Raw genomic sequence first — 25835 nt, 5'->3', positions numbered from 1 at the left:
GAACTCACCCCGACCCCTTCTCGCACCGCAGCCTGAGCGCCTCGTTCATCGATTCGAACCCGCGCCTGGTATTGTCATCGAGCATCTTTGCGAAGAGGGGAACGAGAATCCCGGTGAAAATCTCGCGCTGCGTGAACACGGTCGCGCCGCCGTCGCCGGTAAGCTCGAAGATGTGCTCGCCGTCAAAGACGCCCGGAACGAGGAGATGCCCCTTCCAACGGAATTCGCGTCCGGGATCGTTTACGAGCACCCTGGGCTTGAAGGTCATGGGCCGCGCGTCCGGGGGCGCGAGCTCCACGCTCAAGCGGCCCCCCGCGGAGAATTCCCCCCGGATACCGCGGATGAAGGGGTTCCATTCCGGGTAACGGGAGAAGTCGGAAAAGATATCCCATACCCTGGAGGGCGAGGCGGCGATGCGGATGCTAATACGTATTTCTTTCATGGGCGTGCCTCCCGTGTTTAAATAGAAGATACTACGGGATACGCGGATCGGGTAGTCTTTCCCGGGGCCGAACCGGCTATCCCGGGAAGTGGGGATTCCTGCCGCTGCAACTGGGACACGCTTCGTGGTGGACGCACAGTATCCCCCCGCAGGCCGGGCACGCCCATCGTTTCTTCTCCGATTTTACGAACGCCGCCTTTCCCATCCGCGCGATAGAATCCAGGTTTTCAAGCATGCTCATTCCATACCTGGACCGGTAGCGCGCGTCGAGCCGCTTCATCAGCGCGCACGGATAGCTCGGGCACTCATGGCAGAATTTCGCGCCAGCCCGCCCCGGTTCCGCGCAATGCCGGATCCGGCACCTCGCGCAGTACTTAGGCATATGCTCTTCCGGCCCGGCGCATCCGGGACAGGGTTTTACCCTGCGCTGATACGCCCGGCAGAGGGAGCAGTTCATTCCACAGGGGGCGATGTGCATTACCAACCTCGTTTCATTGAAATCTCCCGGTCATGACGGGAATCCCGGCGAGTCCGGAACGCCGGGGCCGACCGGCAATATATAATCGCCACGGGATCTTTCGTCCAGAATATTTTAGGGCACGTCCCCCGCACCGGCGAATTCGTGAGTTAAGTGAACTGAACCGAACGTACCGGTTGGCGGATTATTAACATGATTTTTACGGGAATTTCACTTTTTACTTGAAGTCGGGTTTTCAGAATTTATAAATTACGGTAAATTTAGTTGGAATTACATCGAACAGCGTATCTACGCATCAGCCGCAATTGTTCCAAAGAACGACAACCGGCACGACCGGAGGAGAAGGAAAATGAATATACCTGAAGCGACGAACAAGGTGTGGGAAGACTTATTGCTGAAAGACAGCGGGGTGGATTTCGAATTCCTGGCTTTCAAGCTGCTTTTAAACCGCCTGAAGCTCACGATGCGCGGCACTCCCGACAAACAGGCGGTTCTCAACGCGGCCGGAGAACTGCGGGCCATGTTCGTGAATTACGGCCATATCCCCAAGGTCCAGGCCGACCTGTCGAAGGTCATGAGCGTCCCCGTCCGTCCGGCCGAGGCACCCAGGGTCGCCAAGCGCGAAGTGCAGCAATTGACCCAGGTCCTGTACGACGTCGATCAGGTCAAGTCGATGATCACGGAGGGCAAGAAGCTCATCCTCGCCGGGGACGAGAGCGTGCTCATGCAGCTCCCCGAGGGACACTGGATCGGCGGAACGATACCGTATTTCATATCGGACCAGGGCGGTCTCATGACGCGGGACAAGATACACGTGACGGAGCTCCCCTCATACGCGAGGCAGGTCACGGTCAGGACCTACGCACCGGAAACCGTATCGGCCGTATACGCCGGGATTCAAAAAAACGGCCTGAGCATAATCATCATACCCGCCTCCGGAAACGCGCACCTGAACTTCGCGATGAAGGCCCCGCTGCACAAGGACTTCGCCTCCGGCCCGCTTTTCGGATGGATCGCAGGCGTCCACGTGGACGATATCGGCAAAAAAAAGGCCAAGGTCATTTTCGGCGAGAAGCTGAAGGTCATGGAGGACGGGGCGGTCGCGATGCACATGGTTCTTCCCGATGGCCTTTACGCGGACCTGAATATAATCAACATTTTCAAGCAGGGAACCGGGGACGTGATCACCTTTCCCGAGGACGGGTTCAATGTCCAAGACGCCATCATCAACGGAAAGAAACAGAATTTCGCCGAGTACGTGTCCCGCCAGAAGCTTGACACCAAGCTTCCCCTGGTCGCGGATTACAGCGGCGCCATGATCAACGTGAGCTTCCAGGGCGTCGACGACGCGGCCGGCCGGGTGAATTTCTATGCGCCCGTGTTCAAGGGAATCAAGTACAAGCACGCCGCGCCCGTCGTCAATTACGTAAAGGAGTTTACTTCCAGCATTCCCGAGGCGGGGACCGGCGAGATTTTCTTTTCATGCAACTGCATCCTGAATTACCTCTACTCGGAGCTTGAGGGAAAACGGACCGGCAACATCACCGGACCCACCACCTTCGGGGAGATCGCGTACCAGCTCCTTAACCAGACTATGGCGTACGTGAGTATCGAGAAGCAGGCGTAAGTTTTCCCCCTGTCTGCGGGTGCCGGAAATTTCATGGGGGGTCGGCGGACTTATCCGCGAAACCTCAGAGACTCTTGCTGAAAAAGTACGACTGCCTGTCCACCGTGTAGCCCAGCGAGCGATAGAGCCGGTGCGCGCCCTCCAGGTGGACGCGCGAGCTGAGTGAGATCTTCGCGAGGCCGCGCTCACGGGCCCAGGATTCCGCGCGCTCCATGAGCATCCGTGCGGCGCCGCGCCTGCGCTGCGCGCGGTCGACCAGGATGGACTGGACCTCGATGAAGGTGCCCATGCCCAGGAAGACAACCTCCACCAGGCAGGCATAGGCGATGAGCGCGCCATTGTCCTCGCACGCGATGAGCGCGGAGCCGGGGAGCGCGAGCAGGCGGCGGAGCGAATCCCCTATACCCGCGGCGGTAAGCGGCGCGGGCAGGGCGTCCCACTGGTTCATGAGATTCGTGAGGCCGGCGATGTCGCCCTCGTCGAATGTGATCGGTCGGATATTCATGACGCACCCATTGGCCGAAGAATGCATGACGGGATGCGGGATTGTCAAGAAAGTAACGCAGCGAAACCTGAACGCCCGGGCAGAACCTTACAGAAGCCCCTGGGACCACCCCCGGGACACTTACGCTTTGCTAGGTTTCACTACGTTCTATTCCTTTACACAATTCCCTATGTGTCGATGAAAATCCCCGGCCCTCCGGGCCGCCCCAATGTTTCCCCTTTACCAAAGGGGAGTGTGACGCATAAGGAGGTGCGAATGGCCCGCGCGAATAAGCCGTCCTGGCTTGGGCGGGCAGGCGCGCGTCCTGTGCGCACCCGGCGTTGCGACACGATGTCGCGCCTTTAGCCGGCCGGAGGCAGAGAGGATTTGCTCACCTGATCATTCTTCAAGCAAACGCCATAGAAATCATTCATCACAATAGACACGAATATCTTTCGAAATTTCGTGTTCATTAGCTCTCCGGCCCAGGTTGGGCAGTGAGTGTCTATTGCGCTTTTTGCTTGACCGGTATCGCCAGTTTAATTACTTTACTATGACTCGATTGACAAACATATTGATCAGCATATACAGTTCAATCATGTTATCCTGATACAGGCCGGGAGCGTATCAATCATGCCAAGCATCAAACAGGAAGCGATTGACGTTATTTCCAAACTGCCCGATACCGCCACTATGGAGGACATCATGTACCGGCTGTATGTTATCGACAAAATCCATGCGGGCCAGGAAGATGTACGCAGCGGCAGGACAATCACCACCGAGGAATTGAAGCGGGAAATCCTTACATGGTAAAATGGACCGCGTCCTCCAGGAAGGACCTGCGGCACATCCATGATCACATAGCAGAAGAATCCGGCTATTACGCAAAAAAGGTGCTGGTATCCGTCGTTACCAGGGCCGATGTCCTCAAGGACTTTCCGCAAATGGGAAGAATGGTCCCGGAGTTTCAGAACCCTTCGATTAGAGAAATAATCGTGTATTCATACCGTATTATTTATGAGATCCACGGTGATGCAGTGGAGATACTCGCGGTGATTCATGGGAAGCGCAATCTTGAAGATGTGCTCAGCCCGCCATAGTGACGATTAACTCCACGGGATTTGGCGGTGTGTGGGTCACGCCGAATAGCGCTTGACTTCCCGTTTGATGAATCGCGGCTATTCGCGATGAAGAGAAATCTATTGAACATCGATATGCTTTAAGATTTCTCACCCGAAAGACGGGGTTCGAAATGACAGGCGGAACAATCAAATCCTTTATCCCCCCCATCTTATCCATCTCCCTATCTCCCACTCTTACACATCGTTGCCGTAACCTGGGCGCACGGGAAATTCCGGACAGTTCCCGTTTCCACGGATAATGTCTCGACAGGAGCGGTGTTCCGGGGTATTATGCAGTACACTCATTTTCCGAAGGAGATCGAACCGTGAAAAAGATTCTGAAGATCGCGGGCATCGTGCTCGCCCTGGTGGCAGTTAGTATCGGCACCCTGCTGCTGTACTGGCGCGTGAGGCCCAACGGCGCCGTGGTGGACAAGTCGCTCACCCTGGAGGTGTGGGACGCGGTGAACGACGGCATGCACAACTCGAACACCGATATGACCTTTTTCAAGGGGCACTACTACCTTGTGCACGCGAGCTCCCCGTATCACTTCGCGACCCCGGAGTGCAAACTCATCGTGCGCCGCTCGAAGGACGCGCGGTCGTGGGAGGAGCTTTCCCGCGTGAACGTGCCGGGCGAAGATATTCGCGACCCCAAGTTCCTCGTGCTGAACGACCGCCTCTACCTCTACGTGCTCAAGAGCGTGGACTTCGAGGCCGAACCCTACGCGACGGCCTGGCTCTCGTCGGCGGACGGGAAGACGTGGAGCGCGATGAAAGACATGGAGCCGAAGGGCTGGCTCTTCTGGAGGCCCAAGTCGCGCGACGGGGCAACCTGGTACCTGGCGGCCTACTGGCACGAGCACGGGAAGTCGGCGCTGTTAAAGTCGACCGACGGCGAACGGTGGGAGATCGTATCGACCATCTACGAGGGTGGGCGCAACGACGAGACCGATATCGAGTTCCTCCCCGACGGAAGGATGATAAGCACGCAGCGGCTCGAGTATTCGGAGGATCTCTTTGGCGACGCGCGCGCGTCGACGGGTATCCGGGTGGCGGCGCCGCCTTATACGAAATGGGATGGCATCGAGGACTTCACCACGCGCCTTGACGGACCGGCGCTCTTCAGCTATCACGGCAAGGTCTATGCCATAGGCAGACGCAATCCGTACAGCCCGGGGCCTGTCAATTATTACGGAAGCATCTTCGACCGCAAGCGCACCTCGCTCTTCCTGCTCACTCCTGAAAGGCTCGTCTTTCTATCGGACGTGCCGAGCGCGGGGGATACCTCTTATGCGGGCTTCGTGATGAAGCAGGATACTATTTATTTCAGCTATTACACGAGCGACGTGAAAAGGGACTACCCGTGGATCATGGGCATGATATCGCAGAGTCCCATCATGATGGCGAAGCTTGAGCTTCCTTCGCTGGAGAAGCTCGCGGCGGAAAAGGCGCGTTTCGACTCCGTTCGTTTCGGCTCCGCTCAACGAGCGGGACGGGTTGCTCCCTGAGCGGTTGGCTAGTCCTTGAAGATAAATGCCCTGAGGCGCTCCGCGACGGTTCCCCGTGCGCGCTTGCCCAGGTTGTCCAGCCCGGTCATGAGGAGAAAAATCCCCGCGAGCAGCGTGATGAGGAGTGAGGGGGCCGACAGGTCAAGGGCGGTTCCCAGGCCCTGGTAGAGGACGAACAGCCCCAGGAACACCTGGAGGAGGGCATAGGAGAGCCGCCAGCGCGCCCTGATCCCGAGCAGGAAGATCGAAAGCACCGCCAGGAGCGCGACCATGGCCCCGGCGCCCAGGATCGTGTTGATGAGACCGAAGTAGTTAATGAAGAAACCGGCGCATACGGCCAGGAGCGCGCCCGCGGCCAGGGGGCCCATCGCCCGGAGTATCCAGCGCGCCCCGTAGGCCGCGCGCTCGCCGGCCTGGGCGAGGCTCACGCTCTTGTACCGCGCCATCTCCGAATGGTACTCCCTGAGGTTGAGGGCGCGCAGGCCTATGGACTTGGCGTAGTTGTAGAGCGCCACGTCGTCGGTGACCATGGTTACGTCCTTGCCCTCTTTCATGAGCGAAAATTCGTAGGTGAACTGGGCCAGCAGGTAATCGTTCGTCGTGATGCGGTTCTCCCGGAAAAGGCCGGGGGTGGGGCGCTTGAACTGCTTGGGGTCGATATAGGCGAAGCGGATGAAGCCGCGCGCGAGGTCGTCCTCGATGAGCTTGTGCAGCTCCTCGGCGACCACGGCGTTCTGCTTGTTTTTCTTCGCGAAGTTGTTTACCTCGCGCAGGACGAAGCTGGGAAGGTACACCTGGCACTTGGGGCTCCACTGCTTCAGGAGCGCGGGATCGTTGATGATGATGTTCGTATCGAGGATAAATTTCTTCATGCGGCACTCTCATCTGGGAATGGAAAAGACCTGCGCCTATTGCTTCATTAATTGAGTATATGGTCAACAGTATTCCTGCGGCGGGGTGAAAAAAGTGAATCATGGAGGGCGCCCGAGGCCGCGCGTGCGCATGAATGCGTCAGGGCCCGGGCGCCCTCAATTCCGCGCCTTCCACGGGCGCGGCGAGTGCCGCTTGAGCAAATTATATTTGATTTAGCGCGCGTGTACGACTACACTGGAGGAGGTACCCCTTGTCCGACGCGCGTCACAAAGCGCGGCATCGTGAAACGAGTCCTACCGCACCGGAGGGCAAACTGTGGGTTCTCAGTGCTGCACCATCCTGCTCGTCGAGGACGAACCGGTCATCGCCCTTGCGCAGGCCCAGGAGCTTGAGCGCGAGGGATACGACGTGATGTGCGCCGCGCGCGGGGAAGAGGCGATCGAGCTCGTGCGCGACAACCCCGGGCGCATCGATCTCATTCTCATGGACATCGACCTGGGCAAGGGGTTGGACGGCACCCAGGTCGCGCGTGCGATACTGAAAGATCATGACATCCCGGTCGTGTTCCTCTCTTCCCACACCGAAAAGGAAATCGTCGAAAAAACAGAGCAAATCACCTCGTACGGCTACGTGGTCAAGAAGTCCGGCATCACCGTGCTATTGGCCTCGCTCAGGATGGCATTCAAGCTTCACGAGGCCTATCTCGGGATTCAGGCGAGGAACCTGGAGCTCGAAGCCGCGAACCGGAACCTGCTGGGTTCGCAGGAGGAACTCTCCGCCCGGGAGGACGCGCTCAGGGAAAGCGAAGAAAGGTATCGCTGCCTCTTCGAACAGGGATCCGATGCGCTCTTCGTGGCGGACCCGCAGTCCAGGAGGCTTGTCGACTGCAACAGCAAGGCCGAGGAATTGACCGGGTTCTCGCGAGAAGCGCTGCTGTCCATGAACGCGGACCAGCTTCATCCCGATGACGTGCGCCCGGTCACTATGGATTATTTCCGGGAGTTCGTGAAGGGGAACAGGGCGGATGCGGTGGAAACCGTCGTGCTGACCATGAATGGATCGAGGGTTCCGGTCTCCATCAATGCGGGGATCGTGAAGGTTGGGGGCAGCACCCTTCTCATCGGGATTTTCAGGGACATATCCGACAAGAAGTGCGCCGAGGAGGCGCAGCGGGAACACGCCCGGAAGATCGATACGATCATCAACAATCTCAACGGGGTCCTGTACCGTTGCTTGAACGATCGCGACTGGACCATGGAGTACCTGAGTGAGGGCATCCTGGAGCTTTCGGGATATCCTTCCGCGGATTTCCTGGGCAACGGCGTCCGCTCCTACAACTCGATCATCGCCCCGGAGGACCGGGACAGGATATGGGACGAGATCCAGGAGGCCCTGGGCTCGGGGAGAAGCTATACCCTGGAATACTGCATCGTGACGGCGGCGGGGGAACGGCGCTGGGTGTGGGAGCGCGGGCGCGGCGTGCCCGGTGAATCGGGGACCGTTACACTCGAGGGATTCATAACGGACGTGAGCGCGCGAAGAACCGCGGAGGCGCACCGCGAGGCGGCGCTCGCGGCGCTGGGGGAAAGCGAACGGCGCATGAACGATATTCTCGACCACGTGGGAGCGTTCATCTTCATTAAGGATACGGCGTACCGTTACACGTATGCGAACAAAAAGGTTCGCGAGCTATTCGGTCGCGACGAACAGGCTATTATCGGCAGGAGCGACGAAGATTTTTTTTCGGCCGGATCGATCGGCGAGATAAGGACGAGCGACCGAAGGGTGATCGAGGAGGGCGAAACCGTGACGCGGGAGGAGACGGACCTGGTCTCCTCCGACGGGCATCCGCGCACCTATTGGACCGTCAAGATTCCGCTCACCGATGCCTCCGGCGCCGTGAACGGGTTATGCGGAATTTCGACCGATATCACCGACTGGAAAAGGACGCAATCGCAGGCGCGAGCCTACGCGAGATTCCTGGAAAAACTGGAAAAAATCGACAATGTGATCATGCACGCGGATAACCTGAACGAGATGCTGAAAAATCTGCTCGATTCTGTCCTCGGCATTTTCAAGTGCGACCGCGCATGGCTGCTGTTTCCCTGCGATCCCAGCGCGCCGTCTTTCAGGGTCATTATGCAACGTACGCGGAAGGAATACCCCGCCGATCTGGCGGAGAACACGGATCTTCCTGTCCTGCCGGATGTCGCGGCCGTATTCCGGGAAATCCTCGAGACGGCCGGACCCGTTACGTTCGATCCGGCATCCGGGAGAGAGATTCCTTATGGAAAAGAATTTTCCACGCAATCGCAGATCGTGGTGGGAATTCGACCCAGGACGGGTTTGCCCTGGGTGTTTGGATTGCACCAGTGTTCGCACGCGCGCATCTGGTCGATCGAGGAACAGCGCCTGTTCCGGGAGATCGGGCGCAGGGTGACCGACGGACTAAGCAGCATGCTTTTCCTGGGGACGCTTCGCGAAAGCGAAGAGAAATTCCGCGCGCTCGTGGAAAATCTCAACGTCGGAATTTTCAGCAGCACGCCGGACGGCGCGTTCCTCCACGCAAATCGATCCATGGCCGCGCTCGCCGGGTATGCGAGCGTGGAAGAACTTCTCAGGGTGCCGGTCTCCGGCCTCTATGCCGACCCGCGCGACGGGGAGCGCCTTAACCTGCGGATCGGGGAACACGGCCATGTCTCGAATATGGAGATCCTCGCCAGGAGGAAAAATGGTTCCATATTCTGGCTCTCGATGAGCGCGGTGCTTCTCCGGGAAAATGGCGCGCACGGGGAGTCGATCCTGGGGATGGCGACCGATATCACCGAGCGAAAAAGAATAGAGGAAGCACTGGACCGGCGCATCGTGGCGCTCACCCGTCCCCTGGGCGAGAACGACGTCGTCACGTTCGAAGAGCTTTTCAGCCTGGACGACATCCAGGTCATACAGGACCTTTTCGCGAAGGCCACGGGGGTGGCGTCGATAATAACCCAGGTGGACGGGACGCCCATCACGCGGCCGAGCGGCTTCTGCCGGCTGTGCAGCGACATCATCCGGCGTACCGAGAAGGGACTTTCAAATTGCTATCATTCGGACGCGGTGCTCGGAAGGTACCATCCCGACGGGCCGGTCATCCAGCCCTGCCTGAGCGGCGGGCTCTGGGACGCGGGGGCGAGCATCACGGTGGGCGGGCGTCACGTCGCGAACTGGCTGATAGGACAGGTGAGGGACGAGACACAGTCCGAGAACAGGATGCGCGCGTATGCCCATGACGTGGGCGCCGATGAAGAAGAGTTTATCGCGGCATTCCACGAGGTTCCCACCATGCCCCGGGAGCGCTTCGAGGACGTGGCGCGCGCGCTCTTCGTGTTCGCCAACCAGCTTTCGCTCATGGCTCACCAGAACATTCAGCAGGCGCGCATCATCGTGGAAAGAAAAGAGGCGGTCGACGCCCTCACCCGGTCGGTCGCCGAGAAGGAGATGCTTTTCAAGGAGCTCCAGCATCGCGTGAAGAACAGTTTGAATATCGCCTCCAATCTCATCTCGCTTAAAATGGGCGACCTGCCCGACGAGCATACGCGTGGGGTATTCGCCGATGTGATCGCGCGCATCGGCTCCATCGCGGCGGTATATGAGCAGCTCCAGACGGAAAACGACCTCGACAGGATCGACCTGGGGCGCTACGTGGGACGTCTGGTTTCGCTGCTAAGGCAATCCTACGCGCCCGCCGGGGGCCGGGTGCTGATCGCGGACACGCTCGAGGCGATTCAGTGCGAGCAAAGGTGCGCGGTGCCGGTCGGGCTTATTCTCAACGAGCTCGTTACGAACGCCCTCAAGTACGCCTATCCTCCCGGCGCGGCCGGGGAAATACGCGTCGACCTTAGAAATCGCGGCGGGAAAGCGGAATTGCTCGTTTCCGACGACGGCCCGGGAATCGATGAAAAATTTCGTCATGCGCACAAGGGGGGAATGGGATTGCGGCTCGTCGATATGCTCTGCCGCCAGATTGGCGGCGTTCACGCGATCGAAGAGGGTCCGGGCGCGCGTATCCGCGTTACGTTCCCGGTATGACGGTGCGTCCGCCGGATCACTCGCCCTTTCTCATATCCTTCCACGGCATCTTATCAATCTCCCCATCTCCTCGTCCTTTGACGTTATGCCGAATATCAGTCTACGATGAAGACGCGCGCGCCGTTATGCGAGGATACGCGGTGCGCGTCGCGCCCGTCGGCGACGAGGAAACTCATGCCGGCGGTCAGCGCGAAGCTGCCGCCGTTCTCTATCTCGACGAGGATGTCTCCGTCCAGTACGAGCGCGGCGTGGCCGCGCGCGCACCAGTGGTCGGCAACGTAGCCCGCGGAATATTCGATCATGCGAAGCCGTGCGTTTCCTCGTTCAAGCACCCTGGAGGCGGCGAGGCCGCGCGTGCCCCGCAGGGTCGAGGAAGGGGTGACGCTCCAGTCGGTTATCGTGAAGGGCGCGTCTTCGATCTTCATGGGCTTCTCCATCACGGCGGGCTCCGCCGGCCGCGCGCAGCCGCGCGGTGTTTTCCCAGCATAGGGAATCCGCGTGAAAACTCAAATACTATTTGAAGAAAGGTTCGCGCCGCACTAGCGCTCTAGTGCCAATCCAAAAGAAAAGGAATTTGCCACGACGCAGAGACATGGAGAGATGAGGTTTTCTCCATTGGGAAAAGCGTGGACAATTTTGCAGGGCCCGGCAGTATTGATTTCCGGGGTTCGTCACGATGGATTAAAAATGTCCGATGGGGCGATAGTCGTATCGGCGACGCATCCTGCCGTAAAATAAGATCAGTCGTGCGAATGGTTTCGGGAGAGTTCCATGGGGTATGCGGTAAAAATGTTCATGATACTGGCCGGGTGCGCCGCGCTCGCGGGCGCGCTGTTCGCGTCGTGTTCATACCTGCGCAAGGGCGGGGACGCGGCAGGGCGGCCGGGGGAGAGAAGCTCGCCCAATTTCCGGGATGGGAAATATCTGAACCCCGTGCCCACGATAGTCACCGGGGACGGCACGGTGCTCGACACGATCTGGCGCTGGATTTCAAGCACGGAGCAGCGGACACCGCCCGTGCGCATGGAATTTCCGAACCCCTCGCTCAGGGAATCCCTTGACGCGGAAGACGGGCTGCGCGTCGCGTGGGTGGGACATTCCAGCGTGATCATTAAAATCGATGGAAAGATATTTCTCACCGACCCCATGTGGAGCGAGCGCGCATCGCCCGTGAGTTTCATGGGGCCCGCGCGCTTCTTTAATCCGCCCTTTCCGCTTGAGGCGCTTCCGCCGCTGGATGGCGTCATCATCTCGCACGACCACTACGACCACCTGGATCGGGACACGGTGACGAGGCTCGCCGCGACCGGTGTCGTGTTCTACACGCCCCTGGCCGTGGGCGAAATTCTCAGGTCGTGGGGGATCCCGGGCGAGCGCGTCGTCGAGCTCGACTGGCATGAAGAGCGCGCGCTGGGAGGCGGTCATTCGCTCATCGCCGCGCCCGCGCGCCATTTTTCGGGCCGCGGGATCGGGAAGCGGGACACCACTCAGTGGGCGTCGTGGATAATCACGAGCGGGAAGCACCGGGTGTACTTTGGCGGCGACGGGGGCTACTTCGCGGGCTTCGCCGATATCGGCGCGCGCTACGGGCCGTTCGACCTGGTCATGCTCGAGATAGGCGCGTACGGCGATAACTGGCCCGATATACACATGGGTCCGTCGAACGCGGTGAAGGCGCACCTGGACCTGAAAGGTGCGGTCCTCCTGCCCATACACTGGGGGACCTTCAACCTCGCCTTCCATTCCTGGACCGAGCCCGTGGAAAAGCTCATCGCGGCCGCCGATACGCAGGGGATCAGGCTGTGCCTTCCCCGGCCCGGCCTGGTCGTCGGGGGCGACCTCACGGTGAACTCCCGGTGGTGGAAGGCCGATCGAAAATCCCCATAACCCGGTTGCCGTAACCGAAAATTCATATAATATTAAATTGACAAGGCGTTCGCCCCGGTCTAGAAACGCTGGACCGCCGGGCGTTAATCCGGTTCGCCGAGAGGCACCCTTGAACGATTTGGACGGGCACGGCCCCCTTTCATGAAGCTTTCCGACATTTCCATAAAGAACTCCGTCTTCGCATGGGTCCTCATGATAGGGCTCATTCTTTTCGGCGCGATCGGGTTCAGCCGGATGGGCATAAGCCAGCTCCCGGACGTGGACTTCCCGGTTCTCACGATCACCGTCACGTGGGCCGGGGCCTCGCCGGTGACGATGGAATCCGCGGTGGTCGACATACTCGAAGACTCCGTGATGTCCATCGAGGGCATCCGGAGTGTGAGCTCCACCTCGCTCGAGGGGCTCGCGAACATCTCGATCGAGTTCGAGCTCACCCGCGATATCAACGCTGCGCTCCAGGAGGTGCAGACCAAGATACTGCAGGCGCAGAGGAACCTGCCCAACGATATCGATCCGCCCGTCGTCACCAAGTCCAACCCCGAGGACCAGCCCATCATGTTCGCGGCGGTCTACGGGAAGTTCACACAGAGGGAGCTCGTGCTCTTCGTGCGCGACCACCTCAAGGACGAGATCACGACGATCGAGGGGGTGGGCGACATCCGCCTGGGCGGCTACCTGGATCCCAACATGCGCATCTGGATCAGGACCGACGCCATGGAGCGCCAGCAGATCACCGTTGACGACATCATCGCCGCGGTGACCTCGCAGCACACCCTTACGCCCTCCGGCTACATGGACAACGGTCCCCGCGAGACGCACGTGCGCGTCCTGAGCGAATCGGCGACCAGGGCGGATTTCGAGAACATCATCATCCCCAACCGCAGGGGCGAGCCCATCTGGACGCCCATACGCCTGGGCGAGGTGGCGCACATCGAGGAGGGGCTCGCGGACGTGCGGCGCATCAGCCGGTTCAACGGCGAGACCGCGATAGGGGTGGGCATCATCAAGCAGCGCGGCTCCAACGCCGTGTCTATCGGCCGCAAGGTCAAGGAGCGGGTGAAGGAGAGCGCGGACCTGCTTCCCGCGAACATGAAGATGGGGATTGCGTGGGACAGTACCCAGTTCATCGAGGACTCGACCCGCGAGCTCCTCTCGAACCTGGTATTATCGGTCATACTCACCTCCTTTGTGTGCTGGCTCTTCCTGGGCTCGTTCAGCTCGGCCTTCAACGTGATCCTCGCGATCCCCACCTCGCTCGTGGGGGCCTTCATCGTGCTCTATTTTTACGGCTTCACGCTCAACACCTTCACGCTGCTCGCACTCTCGCTTTCGATAGGCATCGTGGTCGACGACGCGATCATGGTGCTCGAGAACATCGTGCGCCACCACGAGGAGGGGATGAGCCGGGTGAAGGCCGCCATAGTGGGCGCGCGCGAGATCACTACCGCCGCGATCGCGGCCTCGCTCGCGATCCTCGCGATATTCCTGCCCGTGGTGTTCATGAAGGGCATCATAGGAAAGTTCTTCTTCCAGTTCGGGATCACGATGACGGTCGCGGTGATGCTCTCGCTCCTGGAGGCGCTCACGCTCGCGCCCATGCGCTGCTCGCAGATACTCACGAGCGGAAAAGAGACATGGGTGGGGGCGCGGATGGACCGGTTCATGGAATCGTTCTCGTCCCGCTACCGCGGCGCCCTCGCGTGGTGCCTGGGACGGCGCTGGAAGGTCCTGGGCGCGAGCGCCCTCGTCTTCGCGCTCTCGCTCCTCCTGCTGGGCGGGATACCCAAGGAGTTCGTGCCGCCCCAGGACCAGAGCCGCTTTCTTATAAACATCCAGACGCCGCTGGGCTCCTCGTTGCAGTTTACCGATTCGATATTCAGGAAGACCGAGGCCATACTAAAAAGCCGCCCCGAGGTCGACCGGTTCAACTGCGCCGTGGGCGGTTTCCAGGGCGGGCTCGTGAACCAGGGCGTGTTCAACGTGACCATGAAGAACCGGCCGGACCGCCCGGTCGCCGCGCCCTTCGAGCGCAGGCCCTCGCAGCAGGATTTCATGGCCTTCATCCGGGGCGAGGTAAAAAAGATCCCGGGGGTGGCGCGCGTGGCGGTGCTCGACCTGTCGCAGCAGGGTTTCACGGCGCAGCGCGGCTACCCCATCCAGTTTTCGGTGCAGGGTCCCGACTGGGACAGGCTGGCCGAGTACAGCAAAAAGATGATGGATGTCCTCACGGAATCGGGCCTTGTCACGGACCTTGACACCGACTACAACCTGGGCATGCCCGAGCTCAAGGTGATTCCCGATCGCGCGAAGGCGGCCGCGCAGGGCGTGACGGTTTCGTCGGTCGCGAACACGATAAGCGCGGCCGTGGGGAGCCTGCGCATCGGGAAGTATACCGACTCGTCCGGGCGCAGGGACGACATCCGTGTCAAGCTCCTCGACACCGACAACCGCGTGCCCGCCGATATCGCGCGGCTGGGGGTGCGCAATATCCACGGCGAGATCGTGAACCTGGGGAGTGTGATAAGCCTCGAGGAAAAACCGTCGCTCCTCACGATCACCCGCTACAACCGCGAACGCGCGATCACCGTGTTCGCGAACATCGCACCGGAGAAATCGCAGGCGGACGTGCTCGCGTTCATCGATAATAAAGGGAAGGAGATCCTCCCGCAGGGTTATCACACCGAGTTTACGGGAAGCTCCAAGACCTTCAGGGAATCCTTCGACAGCCTGGTTGTCGCGCTCGTCCTGGGTATCATCGTCGCCTACATGGTGCTGGGCTCGCAGTTCAACAGCTTCCTGCACCCGTTCACCGTGCTCCTCGCGCTTCCCTTCAGCGTCACGGGGGCCTTCCTCGCGATGAAGCTCACCGGGATATCGCTCAATATCTACAGCATGATCGGGCTTCTGCTCCTGATGGGCATCGTGAAGAAGAATTCGATACTCCTCGTCGATTTTACGAACCAGCGCAGGACCGCGGGGATGGGCGTGCGCGAGGCGCTCCTCCACGCCTGCCCGGTGAGGCTGCGGCCCATCGTCATAACCTCCATCGCCACCATCGCGGCGGCCGTGCCGCCCGCGCTCGCGCTGGGGGCCGGCGCCGAGACCACCCGGCCCATGGCGATCGTGGTCATAGGCGGGGTGCTGGTATCCACCTTCCTCACCCTCTTTGTGGTTCCCTGCGCCTACAGCCTTCTCTCGCGCTTCGAGAGCACGAAACACCGGAAGGAAGTGCGGGACGCGCTCAAGTCGCTGGAAGTAACGGAAAAACAATGAATACCATGAGATCGGGAATACCACGCACGCCCGGCCGCTCAGTAACGATCCTCCTCTGCGGCTTGGTCCTGTGCGCGCTGGGCGCCGCCGCGGCGGGCGCGAAGGACGACGACGTGAAGTCGCTCATCATCGGGGCGAGCGGCGTATCGGACGCCGACGCCGATACCGCGCGCGGGAAGGAGAGCCTTTCCCTTTTCGATTTCTACGCGCTCGCGGTGAAGAACACCGAGCGTCTCGCGCTGGAGGCCGAGGGCGCCGTCCAGTCGCAGGCCCGCAGGGACCAGGCGCTGGGCTCCTTCCTGCCGAGGCTGTATCTGCGCGGGGCCTATCTCTTCCCGCAGAGCGAAAGCAAGATGTCCTCCGCCTCCACGAAGTCGTACGTGAGCCTCTATGCGCGCCAGCCCATACTCACCGGGCTCCAGGAGCTCGCCTCGTACATGGCGGCGCGCTCCGACGTGAAGCTCCGGGAGATGAATGTGCGTTATGCGGCATCGCAGCTCCTCCTGGACGTCGCGTCCGGGTATTACCGGGTGATCCGGGCCGAAAAAAGCCTCGCGACCAGCCGCGAGGTGCTCAAGCTCTACCGCGACATGCTGGGGGAGATCAACTACCGCGTCGCCCTGGGACGGAGCAGGCCGAGCGAATCGCTCCGGATAAACGCGCAAATATTCCGCCTTGAGGCCGACATCACCGCCCTGGAGGACGGGCTCGCCGATACCAGGCTCGTCCTGGGGACCCTCACCGCGCTGGGTCCGGACTTCCGCATCGCCGAGATCGAGGTCCTTCCCGAGCCCGCGTACGACCCGGCGACCGAGCGCACCGTCGTCGCGTCGCGCTACGACGTGCTTGCCGCGATCCAGCAAATCGAGGTCGCGAAGGCGGGCGTGCTGCAGGCGGAGGGGGGACACCTCCCGTCCGTCTACCTCGAGGGAAACTATCTCCTCTACCAGCGGCACCACACGGGCACGAACTACTACGGGGGCCTGGGCGTGGAGCTTCCGCTCTTCCTGGGCGGCGCGACGTCCGCCAGGGTGCGCGAGTCCGAATCCGCGCAGCGGCAGGCGGAGCTCCGGCTTTCCACCGTTACGCGTGCGGCCTACGAGGACGTACAGGGCGCGTATAGGGCTTGGATGCTTTCGCGCAGAGAATACGAGGCGTACCGCAAGGCGCTCGATTCCGCCCAGGACGAGTACAAGACGTCCAACTACGAATTTCAGATGAAGCTGGTCACCCTGCTCGACCTGCTCACCTCGCTCGCGTCCTACCAGAACGCGAAAGACGACTACCAGCAGGCGGCGCTCCAGTTCGGGTTCAACCGGGTACGGCTGGGCGTGGCCGTCAACGAGTTCGCGGGCGGGGGCGTCGCGGTACTGCGAAACGCCGCGTCTCCCCGCGCGACGGAGAAATAGTCCGGGCGGCGAGATCGCGGCCCCCGTCTCCTTTCACGCCTCGACCCCCCTTACTTCCATTCGTAATTGGGCGCGGGTCCCATCTCGAAGACGAGCGAACCGCCCTGCGCGATATCGCCGTGGCGGATGAAGGGGCGCGCCAGGAGCTTCCCGTTGAGCGACGCCGACTGGATGTATTTGTTGCCGCGCGAGACGTTATGCGCGATTACCTCGAACGTCCTGTCCGGGCGCGCGGGGTCCGGACGAAGCGCGACCCTGGGGAAGAGCGGGCTTCCTATCGCGTACTCGTCCGTCCCAGGCGTGACCGGGTAGAATCCCATCGCGCTGAACACGTACCACGCCGACATCTGCCCGCAGTCCTCGTCGCCCGCGAGCCCCTCCGGTCCCGTCCCGTACTTGGTCGTGCAGAATTCGCGCGCCCGTTCCTGCGTTTTCCAGGGGGCGCCCGCGTAGTCGTACAGGTACGCGTAGTGATGGCCGGGTTCGTTCTCGTGGACGTAATGCCCGCCGTTAAAGTTTTCATCCAGCCGCGCGATGAATTTTTCCGGGCCGCCCATGAGCGCGACCAGCCCCGGCACGTCCTGCATCGCGCAGAAGAGGTAGGTCCACGGGCCGCCCTCGCAGAACCCGCGCAGGGGGTTGGGGTCCCACGAGCCGTCCGCGCGCTTCGGGGCCATGAAGCCGGTCGCCGGGTTGTACAGGTTTTTATACCAGAGGCTCCGCTCCAGGAAAAGCCGGTAGTCCGCGTCCCTGCCCAGGGCCTTCGCCATCTGCGCGAGGCAGAAGTCGTCGTAGGCGTACTCGAGCGTGCAGGCCACGCTCTCGATCACCTTCTCGGAGGGCACGTAGCCTAGCCTCTTGTACCAGGTGAGCCCGCCGCGCGCTTCGTATCCCTTCCACGGTTCGCGGTCGCCCCACTGGCGGTTCTCGTCGTTGTCGGGCGGCGTCATCGCGTTCTTGTACATCGCGCGCCAGGCGAGCTCCGCGTCGAATCCGCGCATGCCCTTCGCCCATGCGTCCGCGATCACGGAATCGGCGTGCGTGCCGATCATGATGTTCGTGTAGGCGGGGTTGGGCCACTTGGGCATCCACCCGCCCTCCGTGTACATCTGGAGGAGCGCGGTGATCATGCCGGGGACGCGCTCGGGCGCAACGAGCACGAGCAGCGGGTGGAGCGCGCGGAAGGTGTCCCAGAGCGAATAGTCGTTATACGAAACACCTTCGTGCACGCGGTCGTCGAACGCGCTGTAGTAGCGCCCGTACTCGGAGAATATCCGGGGGAAGAGCAGGCACCGATACAGCCCCGTGTAGAAGGTTTCCCGTTCGTCCTCCGACGCGCCCTCGACCCGGATGACGTCGAGCCTCCTGTTCCATTCCGCGCGTGCACGGTCCCTCGTCGCCTCGAAGCCGCGCCCCGCGAGCTCGCGGTCGAGGTTTTCGCGCGCCTGCTCGACGCTGATAAACGAGGTCCCCACGCGCGCCTCGACGGCCTCGCCCTCGCGCGTAACGAACGCCGCGTACGCCCCCACCTTCACGCCGGTGCGCGCGCCCTCGCCGGGGAAGGTCGTATCGCCCTCCCAGGTGCCCGATGCGGCGATGGGCCTGCTGAACCGAATCACGAAGTAGCCCCTGAAGTTCGGGAGGACGGGGCTTATCTCGTCGTCGTCGCGGTCCGTGTTGTAGCCGGAGATCTCGCCCGCCTTGGCGTCCACGCGAACCGCGCCGCCGAAATGCGGGTGCCTGCTCGCCTCGACCAGGATGTACGCCTGTTTCGATTCGGGGAACGTGAATCGTAAATGGCCGCAGCGCTCGGTTGCGGTCATCTCGGCCTGTATATGCGAACCCCTGCCGGCGTCCATAATCACCGCGTACCGGTACGGCGTCGCGCATTCGTCCCGGTGCGCGAACCGCAATCCCCGCTCGCCGAATCCCGGCTTCACGTCGCCCGTGCCGGGCATGAGCAGTACCTGGCCGTAATCGCCCATCCAGATCGCGGGCTTGTGCGTCGCGAGAAACCCCGCGATCCGGTCGCCGTGGTGATACTTGTAGGGATGGACGCCGATCCTGCTTTCCTGCGTCACGGGCGTCCAGTGCGTCATCCCGAAGGGGAGGGCGACGAGCGGGAGCGTCTTCCCGTATTCGAAGCCGCCCCGCGTGCCCGTGAGCGGGTTCACGAAATCGACCGGGTCCGCGCGTACGACCGTGCAATGCGCGGGCGCGCCGGAGCGCTCCAGGAAGGACGACACCGTCCCCGCGACGAAGACGAGCGAGGCGAGCCCAAGGCCCGCGACCGCAGCCACGGCGGCGCGGGTGCGCTGTTTCATCGTCACCAGGCCCCGCGCGCAGAGCGCCGCGCATACGGTGAAAAGCGCGAGAAAGATCCAGGGCGCACTCACGTCCCAGAGGTAGCGCAGGCCCGGGAGCACCATCGTCGCACCGGTCATCATCAGGAGCACGGCCAGGAGGGCGCTCCATGTCACCGTGACGAACGCCAGGGTTATTTTGAGCCACACGGGGAACGGCGCCGGCAGGTGCCGGTGCGCGTTACGCGCGATCTTCACGGGCCACAGGGCGAACAGGATCGCCAGGAGCGCGGTCGCCCCCATGCACGGCGGCAGCAGGTTCAACCGGACGCCTGTCGCCCCGGAGATGAACATGCCGATATCGTACCAGACGGGCTGCAGGATGACCAGTATCCCCAGGAATCCGACAAGGTATGCCGCCGCCGCGAGCGACAGGCAGCACCAGGCCACCACGCCCCTGCTCAACGTTCCGGTTTTCTTTCCAGTCATAGCGTCCCTCCGCGATGCGGTTATGCGAAGCCCGTCCTATTTCAGGTAACGGATGAAAAATGCGCACATCTTGTTCATGCATTCCACGGGATTCGCATTGTATTCCTGCGTATGCCCGACCCCGGTGATCGGCAGGCGGCGACGGGCGGTACTCATGACGAGCTCTTTTATAAGAAAATTCACGTGCTGCGGGGCACAGGCTCTGCGCGCGCAGTAAAAACCGGAATTTGAAAATAGTCAAGAAGATATGGGGGGCCGATGCGCCGGAAGGCCGCGGGGAATGCGGGTGCGCCATACGGACGCCCGTCACCATATTCCCGGAATGATTCTTTTCCTGGAAGACGCGAATTCCCGGTAGCCGTCCAGTCCCATGAGGGTGCGCTCCTCGACGAGAATGCGAAGCACAATCGCCGGAACGAGCCACGCGAGATATACCGCGAGCGCCGGCACGCTAAAGAAGAACGCGACCACCCCGGCGTAGGCGGGATGCCGGACAACGCGGTACGGCCCGCCGTCCACGATACGATGCCCCTCCACCGTTCTCACCGAGTGCGAATAAAACCTGCCCAGTGTGAAAATCGCCCCCACGCGCAGTCCCAAGCCGGCCGCGAAGGCGTACGCTCCCGCACACAGCAGGGGGACGGGCGTGCTCCGGCGCGAACCACAGCGCGCAGAGAATCGTCGCGGCGTGTCCAGCGCCGTACAGTTCCCTCGTCCCGTAATCCGCGTAGCGCTCCGCCTCTTCACGGACCGCTACGCGCGTCTCGAAGAGGAGCCAAAGCACGTACAAGGCGCAAAAGATAATGCCGGGCATGGTCGTTTCATCGCGAGACACATATTCCGGGAGCACAAAGCGGATGTATGCGACGAAGCACACCGCGATGATGAGGCTTCCTGACATGATGAGGGGAATGAATTTTTTCATGGTTATTGTCCGTTTACGGGCCGCTCGTTCCTGAAGCAGTAGAGACGTCCCGGCGGGAGCATGACAAGCGCGCAGGCGCATGCGATTGTTTTCAGCTTCATGGATTCCTCCAGGCTGTGATGACTGAGCGCCTTTCCCTTGAAGAGGACACAATTCCTAAATCAATAAATCAACAAGGATCATCCTGTTCCCCGGCGAAGCCCGAACAAATATTCATTTTCGGGTCTTTATCAACGCTTTGACCATATCCCGCACGGTGGTCCCGAGCCGTTTCATGTGCCGCATTTTTTCCGATTCGGTTCTTGATGGATAATTTCGATAAGAAATCAGTATCCCGCTCAAAGCTGAAAAAAGCGTATGTGAGAGCAGCCGGACGTCGCCCCGGTAATTCATACGGCGAATTACTGTATCAAAGACCTCCATCACGCCACGAATCACCGGGTGTACCTTGGCGATCGACTCTTCGCTGAGATTCCCCTGTAACATTAGGAGAGACGCCATTCTGAAAAATGAATCATGATTAACAAAAAACTCGATAAATGCATCGATAACATTTTCGATCGTCGAATCCTTCCGTTCCGTCATCTTCAACAAGGAGGTCTGAAGAATCGCTCCATCCCGCAGGGCCGCCTCTATAAACAACTCCTCCTGGTTTTGGAAATAGGTATAAATCGACGATTTTGAGAGCTGGGCCTCGTTTGCGATTTCCTGCATGCTCACCTTGTCGAATGAATTTGCGGAAAAAAGACGTTCGGCGGCATCAAGTATCAGGTTTCTCCTGACATCCCGCTCCTGCTCCTTTAAAATGCTCAACATCTTCTTCTCGCCCATATGGTCGAATCCGGTCCCGTTACTACAGGTTTTAATTTCAACAGGTCGGAATAAAGAATTATTGCAAGAAATTATTTAAGCGAATTACTAAATAATGGTTTACATTCCGACCAATGGTCGGAATGCTGACTTACGGTTATTAAATAATGTAATTATGAGAGGTACGCCATGTCAATTAATGACTTTATGCTCGACCCGAAAGCCCAATCAGTCGCGGAGGAGGCGCGAATGATGGTCAGGGATGAGATCGATCCTGAGTATCTGAAAGCTATGGATAGAGACGAGGTGAAGTTTCCGCGCAAAATCTATGAAAAATTCGCTGCACACAATCTGCTCGGTTTGCGTTTTCCCGTGGAATACGGCGGACGGGGGCTCGATTGGATCGCGACGGTCGCGGCGCAGGCCGAAATAGGCGCGCTCGGAACAGCGTGCGGGTGCGCCTTTGTCATGCCTGACATTGTCGGCGAGGCGCTAATTACATTCGGCACCGAGGAGCAAAAAAGAAAATATCTGAAACCGATGCTGGAAGGAAAACTGGTAAGCGCCGAAGCGCTCACTGAGCCCCGGGGAGGGTCGGATTTTTTCGGCGCGACCAGCAAGGCCGAAGATCAGGGAGATCATTTTCTGGTGAACGGGCAGAAGCGTTTTGTCGTAGGCGCCGAGGGAGCGGACTTTTTTCTCGTATACGTGCGTACCAATTTCAATCCTGACGCCGGTCCCTATGAGCGCATCAGCACATTGATCATCGAACGCTCTCCGGGCGTCGAAGTGAGCTATCTCTACGGCCTCATGGGTACCCGGGGTGGCGGGACAGGGCGACTCACCTTTCGCAACGTGAAAGTCTCTAAGGATAATCTCATAGGCCCGCTCCATGGCGGAGCCCTGGTTTTTTCGCGGATGATGATCCCCGAGCGTCTGACAAGCGCCGCACCGACGATCGGGGGCATGCGCGCCTGTCTCGATGTCGCAGCGCGATATACAAGCAAGCGCAAGGCTTTCGGGAGACCTATACGCAAATTCCAGGCGGTTAATACAATGCTTGCGAGAGGCGTCACCCTCATGGACGCGAGTGCCGGAATGGTATACCAGGCTGCGGTGGCCGCTGACAGGGGTGATCCGAGATTAAGGAGGATCGCAAGCGAAGCTAAACGGTTCGCAACGGATTCGGCTTGGGAGGTGGGCAATCTCGCAATGCAGATGATGGGGGGTATCGGCTATACCGATGTATATCCCATCGAACGGGTGATCCGCGATTGCCGGCTTGCTCAGATATGGACGGGAACCAATGAGATCATGGATCAGCTGATTCAGCATGAATATTTCCAGGAATCGCTCGAAGGTCAGGACAAATACAGGAATATCGAACAGGATGCGAAAAACGCCGGCGCAATATCGGAAAAAATATTTGACGATGAAGGCATGTGGAAGGTAATCGACGATTTCGCCAATAGCGCAGCTGATCGTGGAGTGGGGAACGCTTGACGTACCTGGCGGGTTGGAAGCCCGTAGAGACGTCCCGGCGAGACGTCTCTACGGCCACGGCCGGTGGGTTTACTATGAAATGGGTTTCTGCTCTTTCGGGGAAGTGAGTACCGCGGTCTTATGAAATCGCAAGGTTTATTTTATAGCAGGTGAACCGGTTTTTAGCCCGGCTCAAACCCGCTGTAAGGGGGAATTTACTAAACATTATATTCATATTTGAATGATTAATGCAACTTCACCCGACCGAATAAACTCAAAATTTAAATTTAATTAATATTATCTTAACAGCGGGGTGGACTGTAATCCCTTACGAAATATTTAATTTCATAAGAAATTAGTTGAATTTTTATCGAATAAACGGAGCATATACGCTTATTTTCGTTTCGGTAACGCGAATTTTGAGGTAATTTTATTTGTACAATTATTTAAATTGAATCACTTTAAGAGACCCCATCATATAACATCAGCTACCTTCGTTAGTGCAGCTCCCTATTAATTGATGCCGCCAGTTTCTATTAATTTAATGTGATTCGTAAGACGTCGACTGCTTTCCAGAACCTGAATCTGGACGGTAATTATTTATTAGCGGGGTGCTATTATGTTAGAGATCAGAATACACGGACGCGGCGGGCAGGGTGCCGTTACCTCGGCGGAGCTGCTGGCAGCAACCGCAATTTCGAAAGGTAAATACGCGCAGGCTTTCCCGAATTTCGGACCGGAACGGAGGGGCGCTCCGGTTACCGCTTTCTGCCGTATCAGCGATGAAAGGATTTATAATCGATCAAAAATTTACAACCCGGATATTGTTATCGTACTGGATGCCGGGCTTCTTGCGATGGTCAATCCTACGGAAGGCATGAAGGATGGCGCCCTGCTTATTATTAACACGAAAAAAAACATTGATGATATGATTAAAGAACACGACTACAGGTGCAGGGTGGCGACGGTAGACGCCAATCTGATAGCGCAGGAAGTTCTGAAAAGGCCCATTATAAATACGACGATGCTCGGCGCATTTTTCAGGGCAACCGGAATTTTCGAGCTCTCCGACATTGGGCCTCATATTATTGAAAGATTCGGGGAAAAACTCGGGAGCTTGAATAATCAGGCACTCGAAAGGGCCTACAATGAAGCATGTATAAAGGAGCATGGTCATGGCGAAGAAGATCGAAGATATAAGCTGGCGTGATCTTGAGACCGGGTGTATCGTAAAAGAAGCGGGCAGCGCCCGGGAATACCTTACCGGTTCGTGGAGGTCGCGCAGGCCCATCGTCAATAAAGCACACTGCCTCAAATGCGGAGTATGCTGGCTGTTCTGCCCCGATTCGGCCATAGTGCAGTTGGAGGACCGGTATTTCGAAGCGGATTTGAATTACTGTAAGGGCTGCGGTATCTGCGCCCATGAGTGTCCTTCCGCCTGTATTTCAATGCATGCTGAGGAGGAGCTGTAATGGACAAACGAACCATCGGGGTAGAAGTATCAATAGCCATAGCGGAAGCCGTCGCTCAGGCGGATGTTGACCTTATTGCAGCCTACCCCATAACACCGCAAACGCATATTGTGGAGCACCTTTCGGAACTGGTGGCAGAGGGCAGGCTGGATGCGGAATTTGTTCCGGTTGAAAGCGAGCACTCGGCCATGAGCGTATGCTGCGGGTCATCCGCAGTTGGCGCACGGACGTTTACCTCAACCAGCTCCCAGGGGCTTGCCCTGATGGCGGAAATATTTTTTATAGCGCCTTCAATGCGTCTCCCGATCGTAATGGCATTAGCCAACAGATCACTGTCCGCGCCGCTGTCGATATGGAATGACCACTCGGACGTCATGATGGTCAGAGACGCCGGATGGATCCACATCTTCACGGAAAACGGGCAGGATTCATATGACAACATCTTCTGTTCGTTTCGCATAGCCGAAGACCCCGCGGTGATGCTGCCGGTCGCCGTAAACGTCGATGGTTTCATCCTGACGCATATGATCGAACCGATAAAGTATGTAAGCGATAAACTCGTTAAAAAATATCTGCCGGAATTCCAAATGAAGGACGCCCTCCACCCCGACAGTCCCCTCTCGATGGGATGTTTCGCGATGCCTGAGATATATACCGAAACGCAGAAGGCGAGGGAAGAAGCCGTTCTGGGCTCCTATGACGTTGTCGTCAGGGCATGGAAGGAATGGGGAGAGCTTACCGGAAGAAATTATTCACCGGTCGAGACATACCGCACGAACGATGCCGATATATGCTATGTCACGATGGGCTCGCTCAGTGAAAATGCGATGATGGCCGTCGATGCCCTCAGGAATAAAGGAGAAAAGGTCGGCCTCATCAAAATCCGTCTGTGGCGCCCTTTCCCCTTTAATGATTTTTTCTCCGCCGTAAACGGCAAAGCCGGACTCATCGTCATAGATCGCGCCATGAGTTTCGGCGGACCCGGCGGTCCCCTGGCGCTGGAATTAAGGTCGGCCCTCTACGGGAAACAATCCGCTCCGCAGATAGTAAACTTCATAGCGGGTTTCGCCGGGCGCGACGTCACCCGGGATGATTTTATGAGCATCATGATCGAGGCGAAAACCAGATTCGCGAAAGACGACACATCGGGCTATGTCTTTTACGGAGTGAGAGAATAG

Annotated in this window: 20 protein-coding genes; 12 read left to right on the top strand and 8 right to left on the bottom strand. The window is 59.2% G+C overall.

Annotated features, from left to right (window positions below; translation table 11 throughout):
• Positions 1-4: 4 nt before the first annotated feature.
• A complete protein-coding gene (locus EPN93_14065; GenBank protein TAL33155.1) occupies positions 5-442 on the bottom strand; it encodes an SRPBCC domain-containing protein in 438 nt (145 codons plus the stop codon).
• Between the two features lie 76 nt (positions 443-518).
• Positions 519-920, bottom strand: a complete 402-nt coding sequence (locus EPN93_14060; protein TAL33154.1) for a DUF3795 domain-containing protein — start codon at positions 918-920, stop codon at positions 519-521.
• A 673-nt stretch (positions 921-1593) separates the two neighbouring features.
• On the opposite strand from EPN93_14060, the gene EPN93_14055 reads away from it, so the two are divergent.
• On the top strand, positions 1594-2547 hold the full coding sequence (locus EPN93_14055; GenBank protein TAL33279.1) for a hypothetical protein: 954 nt from the start codon (positions 1594-1596) through the stop codon (positions 2545-2547).
• Positions 2548-2611: 64 nt separating this feature from the next.
• On the opposite strand, the gene EPN93_14050 is transcribed toward EPN93_14055, so the two are convergent.
• Positions 2612-3079, bottom strand: coding sequence for a GNAT family N-acetyltransferase (locus EPN93_14050; GenBank protein TAL33153.1), 468 nt, complete (start codon positions 3077-3079; stop codon positions 2612-2614).
• 585 nt (positions 3080-3664) lie between these two features.
• On the opposite strand from EPN93_14050, the gene EPN93_14045 reads away from it, so the two are divergent.
• The 3 genes from EPN93_14045 to EPN93_14035 all read left to right on the top strand — a co-directional run bounded on the left by EPN93_14045 (position 3665) and on the right by EPN93_14035 (position 5663).
• Complete coding sequence (locus tag EPN93_14045) at positions 3665-3844, top strand: hypothetical protein (GenBank protein ID TAL33152.1); 180 nt, start codon at positions 3665-3667, stop codon at positions 3842-3844.
• Positions 3838-4131, top strand: coding sequence for a type II toxin-antitoxin system RelE/ParE family toxin (locus EPN93_14040; GenBank protein TAL33151.1), 294 nt, complete (start codon positions 3838-3840; stop codon positions 4129-4131). The genes EPN93_14045 and EPN93_14040 overlap by 7 nt, the downstream gene beginning before the upstream one ends.
• Before the next feature lie 347 nt (positions 4132-4478).
• The gene (locus tag EPN93_14035) at positions 4479-5663 is read left to right on the top strand and encodes an exo-alpha-sialidase (GenBank protein ID TAL33150.1); all 1185 of its coding nucleotides are present in this window, start codon (positions 4479-4481) and stop codon (positions 5661-5663) included.
• Between the two features lie 8 nt (positions 5664-5671).
• On the opposite strand, the gene EPN93_14030 is transcribed toward EPN93_14035, so the two are convergent.
• A complete protein-coding gene (locus EPN93_14030) occupies positions 5672-6535 on the bottom strand; it encodes a hypothetical protein (protein ID TAL33149.1) in 864 nt (287 codons plus the stop codon).
• Between the two features lie 316 nt (positions 6536-6851).
• Between EPN93_14030 and EPN93_14025 the strand changes: the two genes are divergently transcribed.
• The gene (locus EPN93_14025) at positions 6852-10607 is read left to right on the top strand and encodes a PAS domain S-box protein (protein TAL33148.1); all 3756 of its coding nucleotides are present in this window, start codon (positions 6852-6854) and stop codon (positions 10605-10607) included.
• A gap of 95 nt (positions 10608-10702) precedes the next feature.
• Here EPN93_14025 and EPN93_14020 read toward each other — a convergent pair whose 3' ends face one another.
• Positions 10703-11032 (bottom strand): hypothetical protein, encoded by a 330-nt coding sequence (locus EPN93_14020; protein TAL33147.1) that lies wholly within the window; start codon positions 11030-11032, stop codon positions 10703-10705.
• Between the two features lie 370 nt (positions 11033-11402).
• Between EPN93_14020 and EPN93_14015 the strand changes: the two genes are divergently transcribed.
• The 3 genes from EPN93_14015 to EPN93_14005 all read left to right on the top strand — a co-directional run bounded on the left by EPN93_14015 (position 11403) and on the right by EPN93_14005 (position 17176).
• Positions 11403-12494: an MBL fold metallo-hydrolase gene (locus EPN93_14015; GenBank protein TAL33278.1), complete on the top strand. Its 1092-nt coding sequence runs from the start codon at positions 11403-11405 to the stop codon at positions 12492-12494.
• A gap of 141 nt (positions 12495-12635) precedes the next feature.
• Positions 12636-15767 (top strand): efflux RND transporter permease subunit, encoded by a 3132-nt coding sequence (locus tag EPN93_14010; protein TAL33146.1) that lies wholly within the window; start codon positions 12636-12638, stop codon positions 15765-15767.
• Positions 15764-17176 (top strand): TolC family protein, encoded by a 1413-nt coding sequence (locus EPN93_14005; protein TAL33145.1) that lies wholly within the window; start codon positions 15764-15766, stop codon positions 17174-17176. The genes EPN93_14010 and EPN93_14005 overlap by 4 nt, the downstream gene beginning before the upstream one ends.
• A gap of 50 nt (positions 17177-17226) precedes the next feature.
• Here the strand turns inward: EPN93_14005 and EPN93_14000 are convergent, their stop codons facing one another.
• The 3 genes from EPN93_14000 to EPN93_13990 all read right to left on the bottom strand — a co-directional run bounded on the left by EPN93_14000 (position 17227) and on the right by EPN93_13990 (position 21724).
• Positions 17227-19500, bottom strand: a complete 2274-nt coding sequence (locus EPN93_14000; GenBank protein TAL33277.1) for a glycoside hydrolase family 92 protein — start codon at positions 19498-19500, stop codon at positions 17227-17229.
• Between the two features lie 774 nt (positions 19501-20274).
• Complete coding sequence (locus EPN93_13995) at positions 20275-20715, bottom strand: isoprenylcysteine carboxylmethyltransferase family protein (GenBank protein ID TAL33144.1); 441 nt, start codon at positions 20713-20715, stop codon at positions 20275-20277.
• A gap of 391 nt (positions 20716-21106) precedes the next feature.
• Positions 21107-21724: a TetR/AcrR family transcriptional regulator gene (locus EPN93_13990; GenBank protein TAL33143.1), complete on the bottom strand. Its 618-nt coding sequence runs from the start codon at positions 21722-21724 to the stop codon at positions 21107-21109.
• A 174-nt stretch (positions 21725-21898) separates the two neighbouring features.
• Here EPN93_13990 and EPN93_13985 point away from each other — a divergent pair, with 174 nt between their 5' ends.
• The 4 genes from EPN93_13985 to porA all read left to right on the top strand — a co-directional run bounded on the left by EPN93_13985 (position 21899) and on the right by porA (position 25835).
• Positions 21899-23206, top strand: coding sequence for an acyl-CoA dehydrogenase (locus EPN93_13985; GenBank protein ID TAL33276.1), 1308 nt, complete (start codon positions 21899-21901; stop codon positions 23204-23206).
• A 598-nt stretch (positions 23207-23804) separates the two neighbouring features.
• Complete coding sequence (locus EPN93_13980) at positions 23805-24395, top strand: pyruvate synthase (protein ID TAL33142.1); 591 nt, start codon at positions 23805-23807, stop codon at positions 24393-24395.
• Positions 24361-24657, top strand: a complete 297-nt coding sequence (porD, locus tag EPN93_13975) for a pyruvate synthase subunit PorD (GenBank protein ID TAL33141.1) — start codon at positions 24361-24363, stop codon at positions 24655-24657. Before EPN93_13980 ends, porD begins: the two co-directional genes overlap by 35 nt.
• On the top strand, positions 24657-25835 hold the full coding sequence (gene porA, locus EPN93_13970) for a pyruvate ferredoxin oxidoreductase (protein ID TAL33140.1): 1179 nt from the start codon (positions 24657-24659) through the stop codon (positions 25833-25835). Before porD ends, porA begins: the two co-directional genes overlap by 1 nt.

This window comes from Spirochaetota bacterium (assembly GCA_004297825.1).
Taxonomy (GTDB): domain Bacteria; phylum Spirochaetota; class UBA4802; order UBA4802; family UBA5368; genus FW300-bin19.
This window is presented reverse-complemented; position numbering and strand designations above follow the sequence as displayed.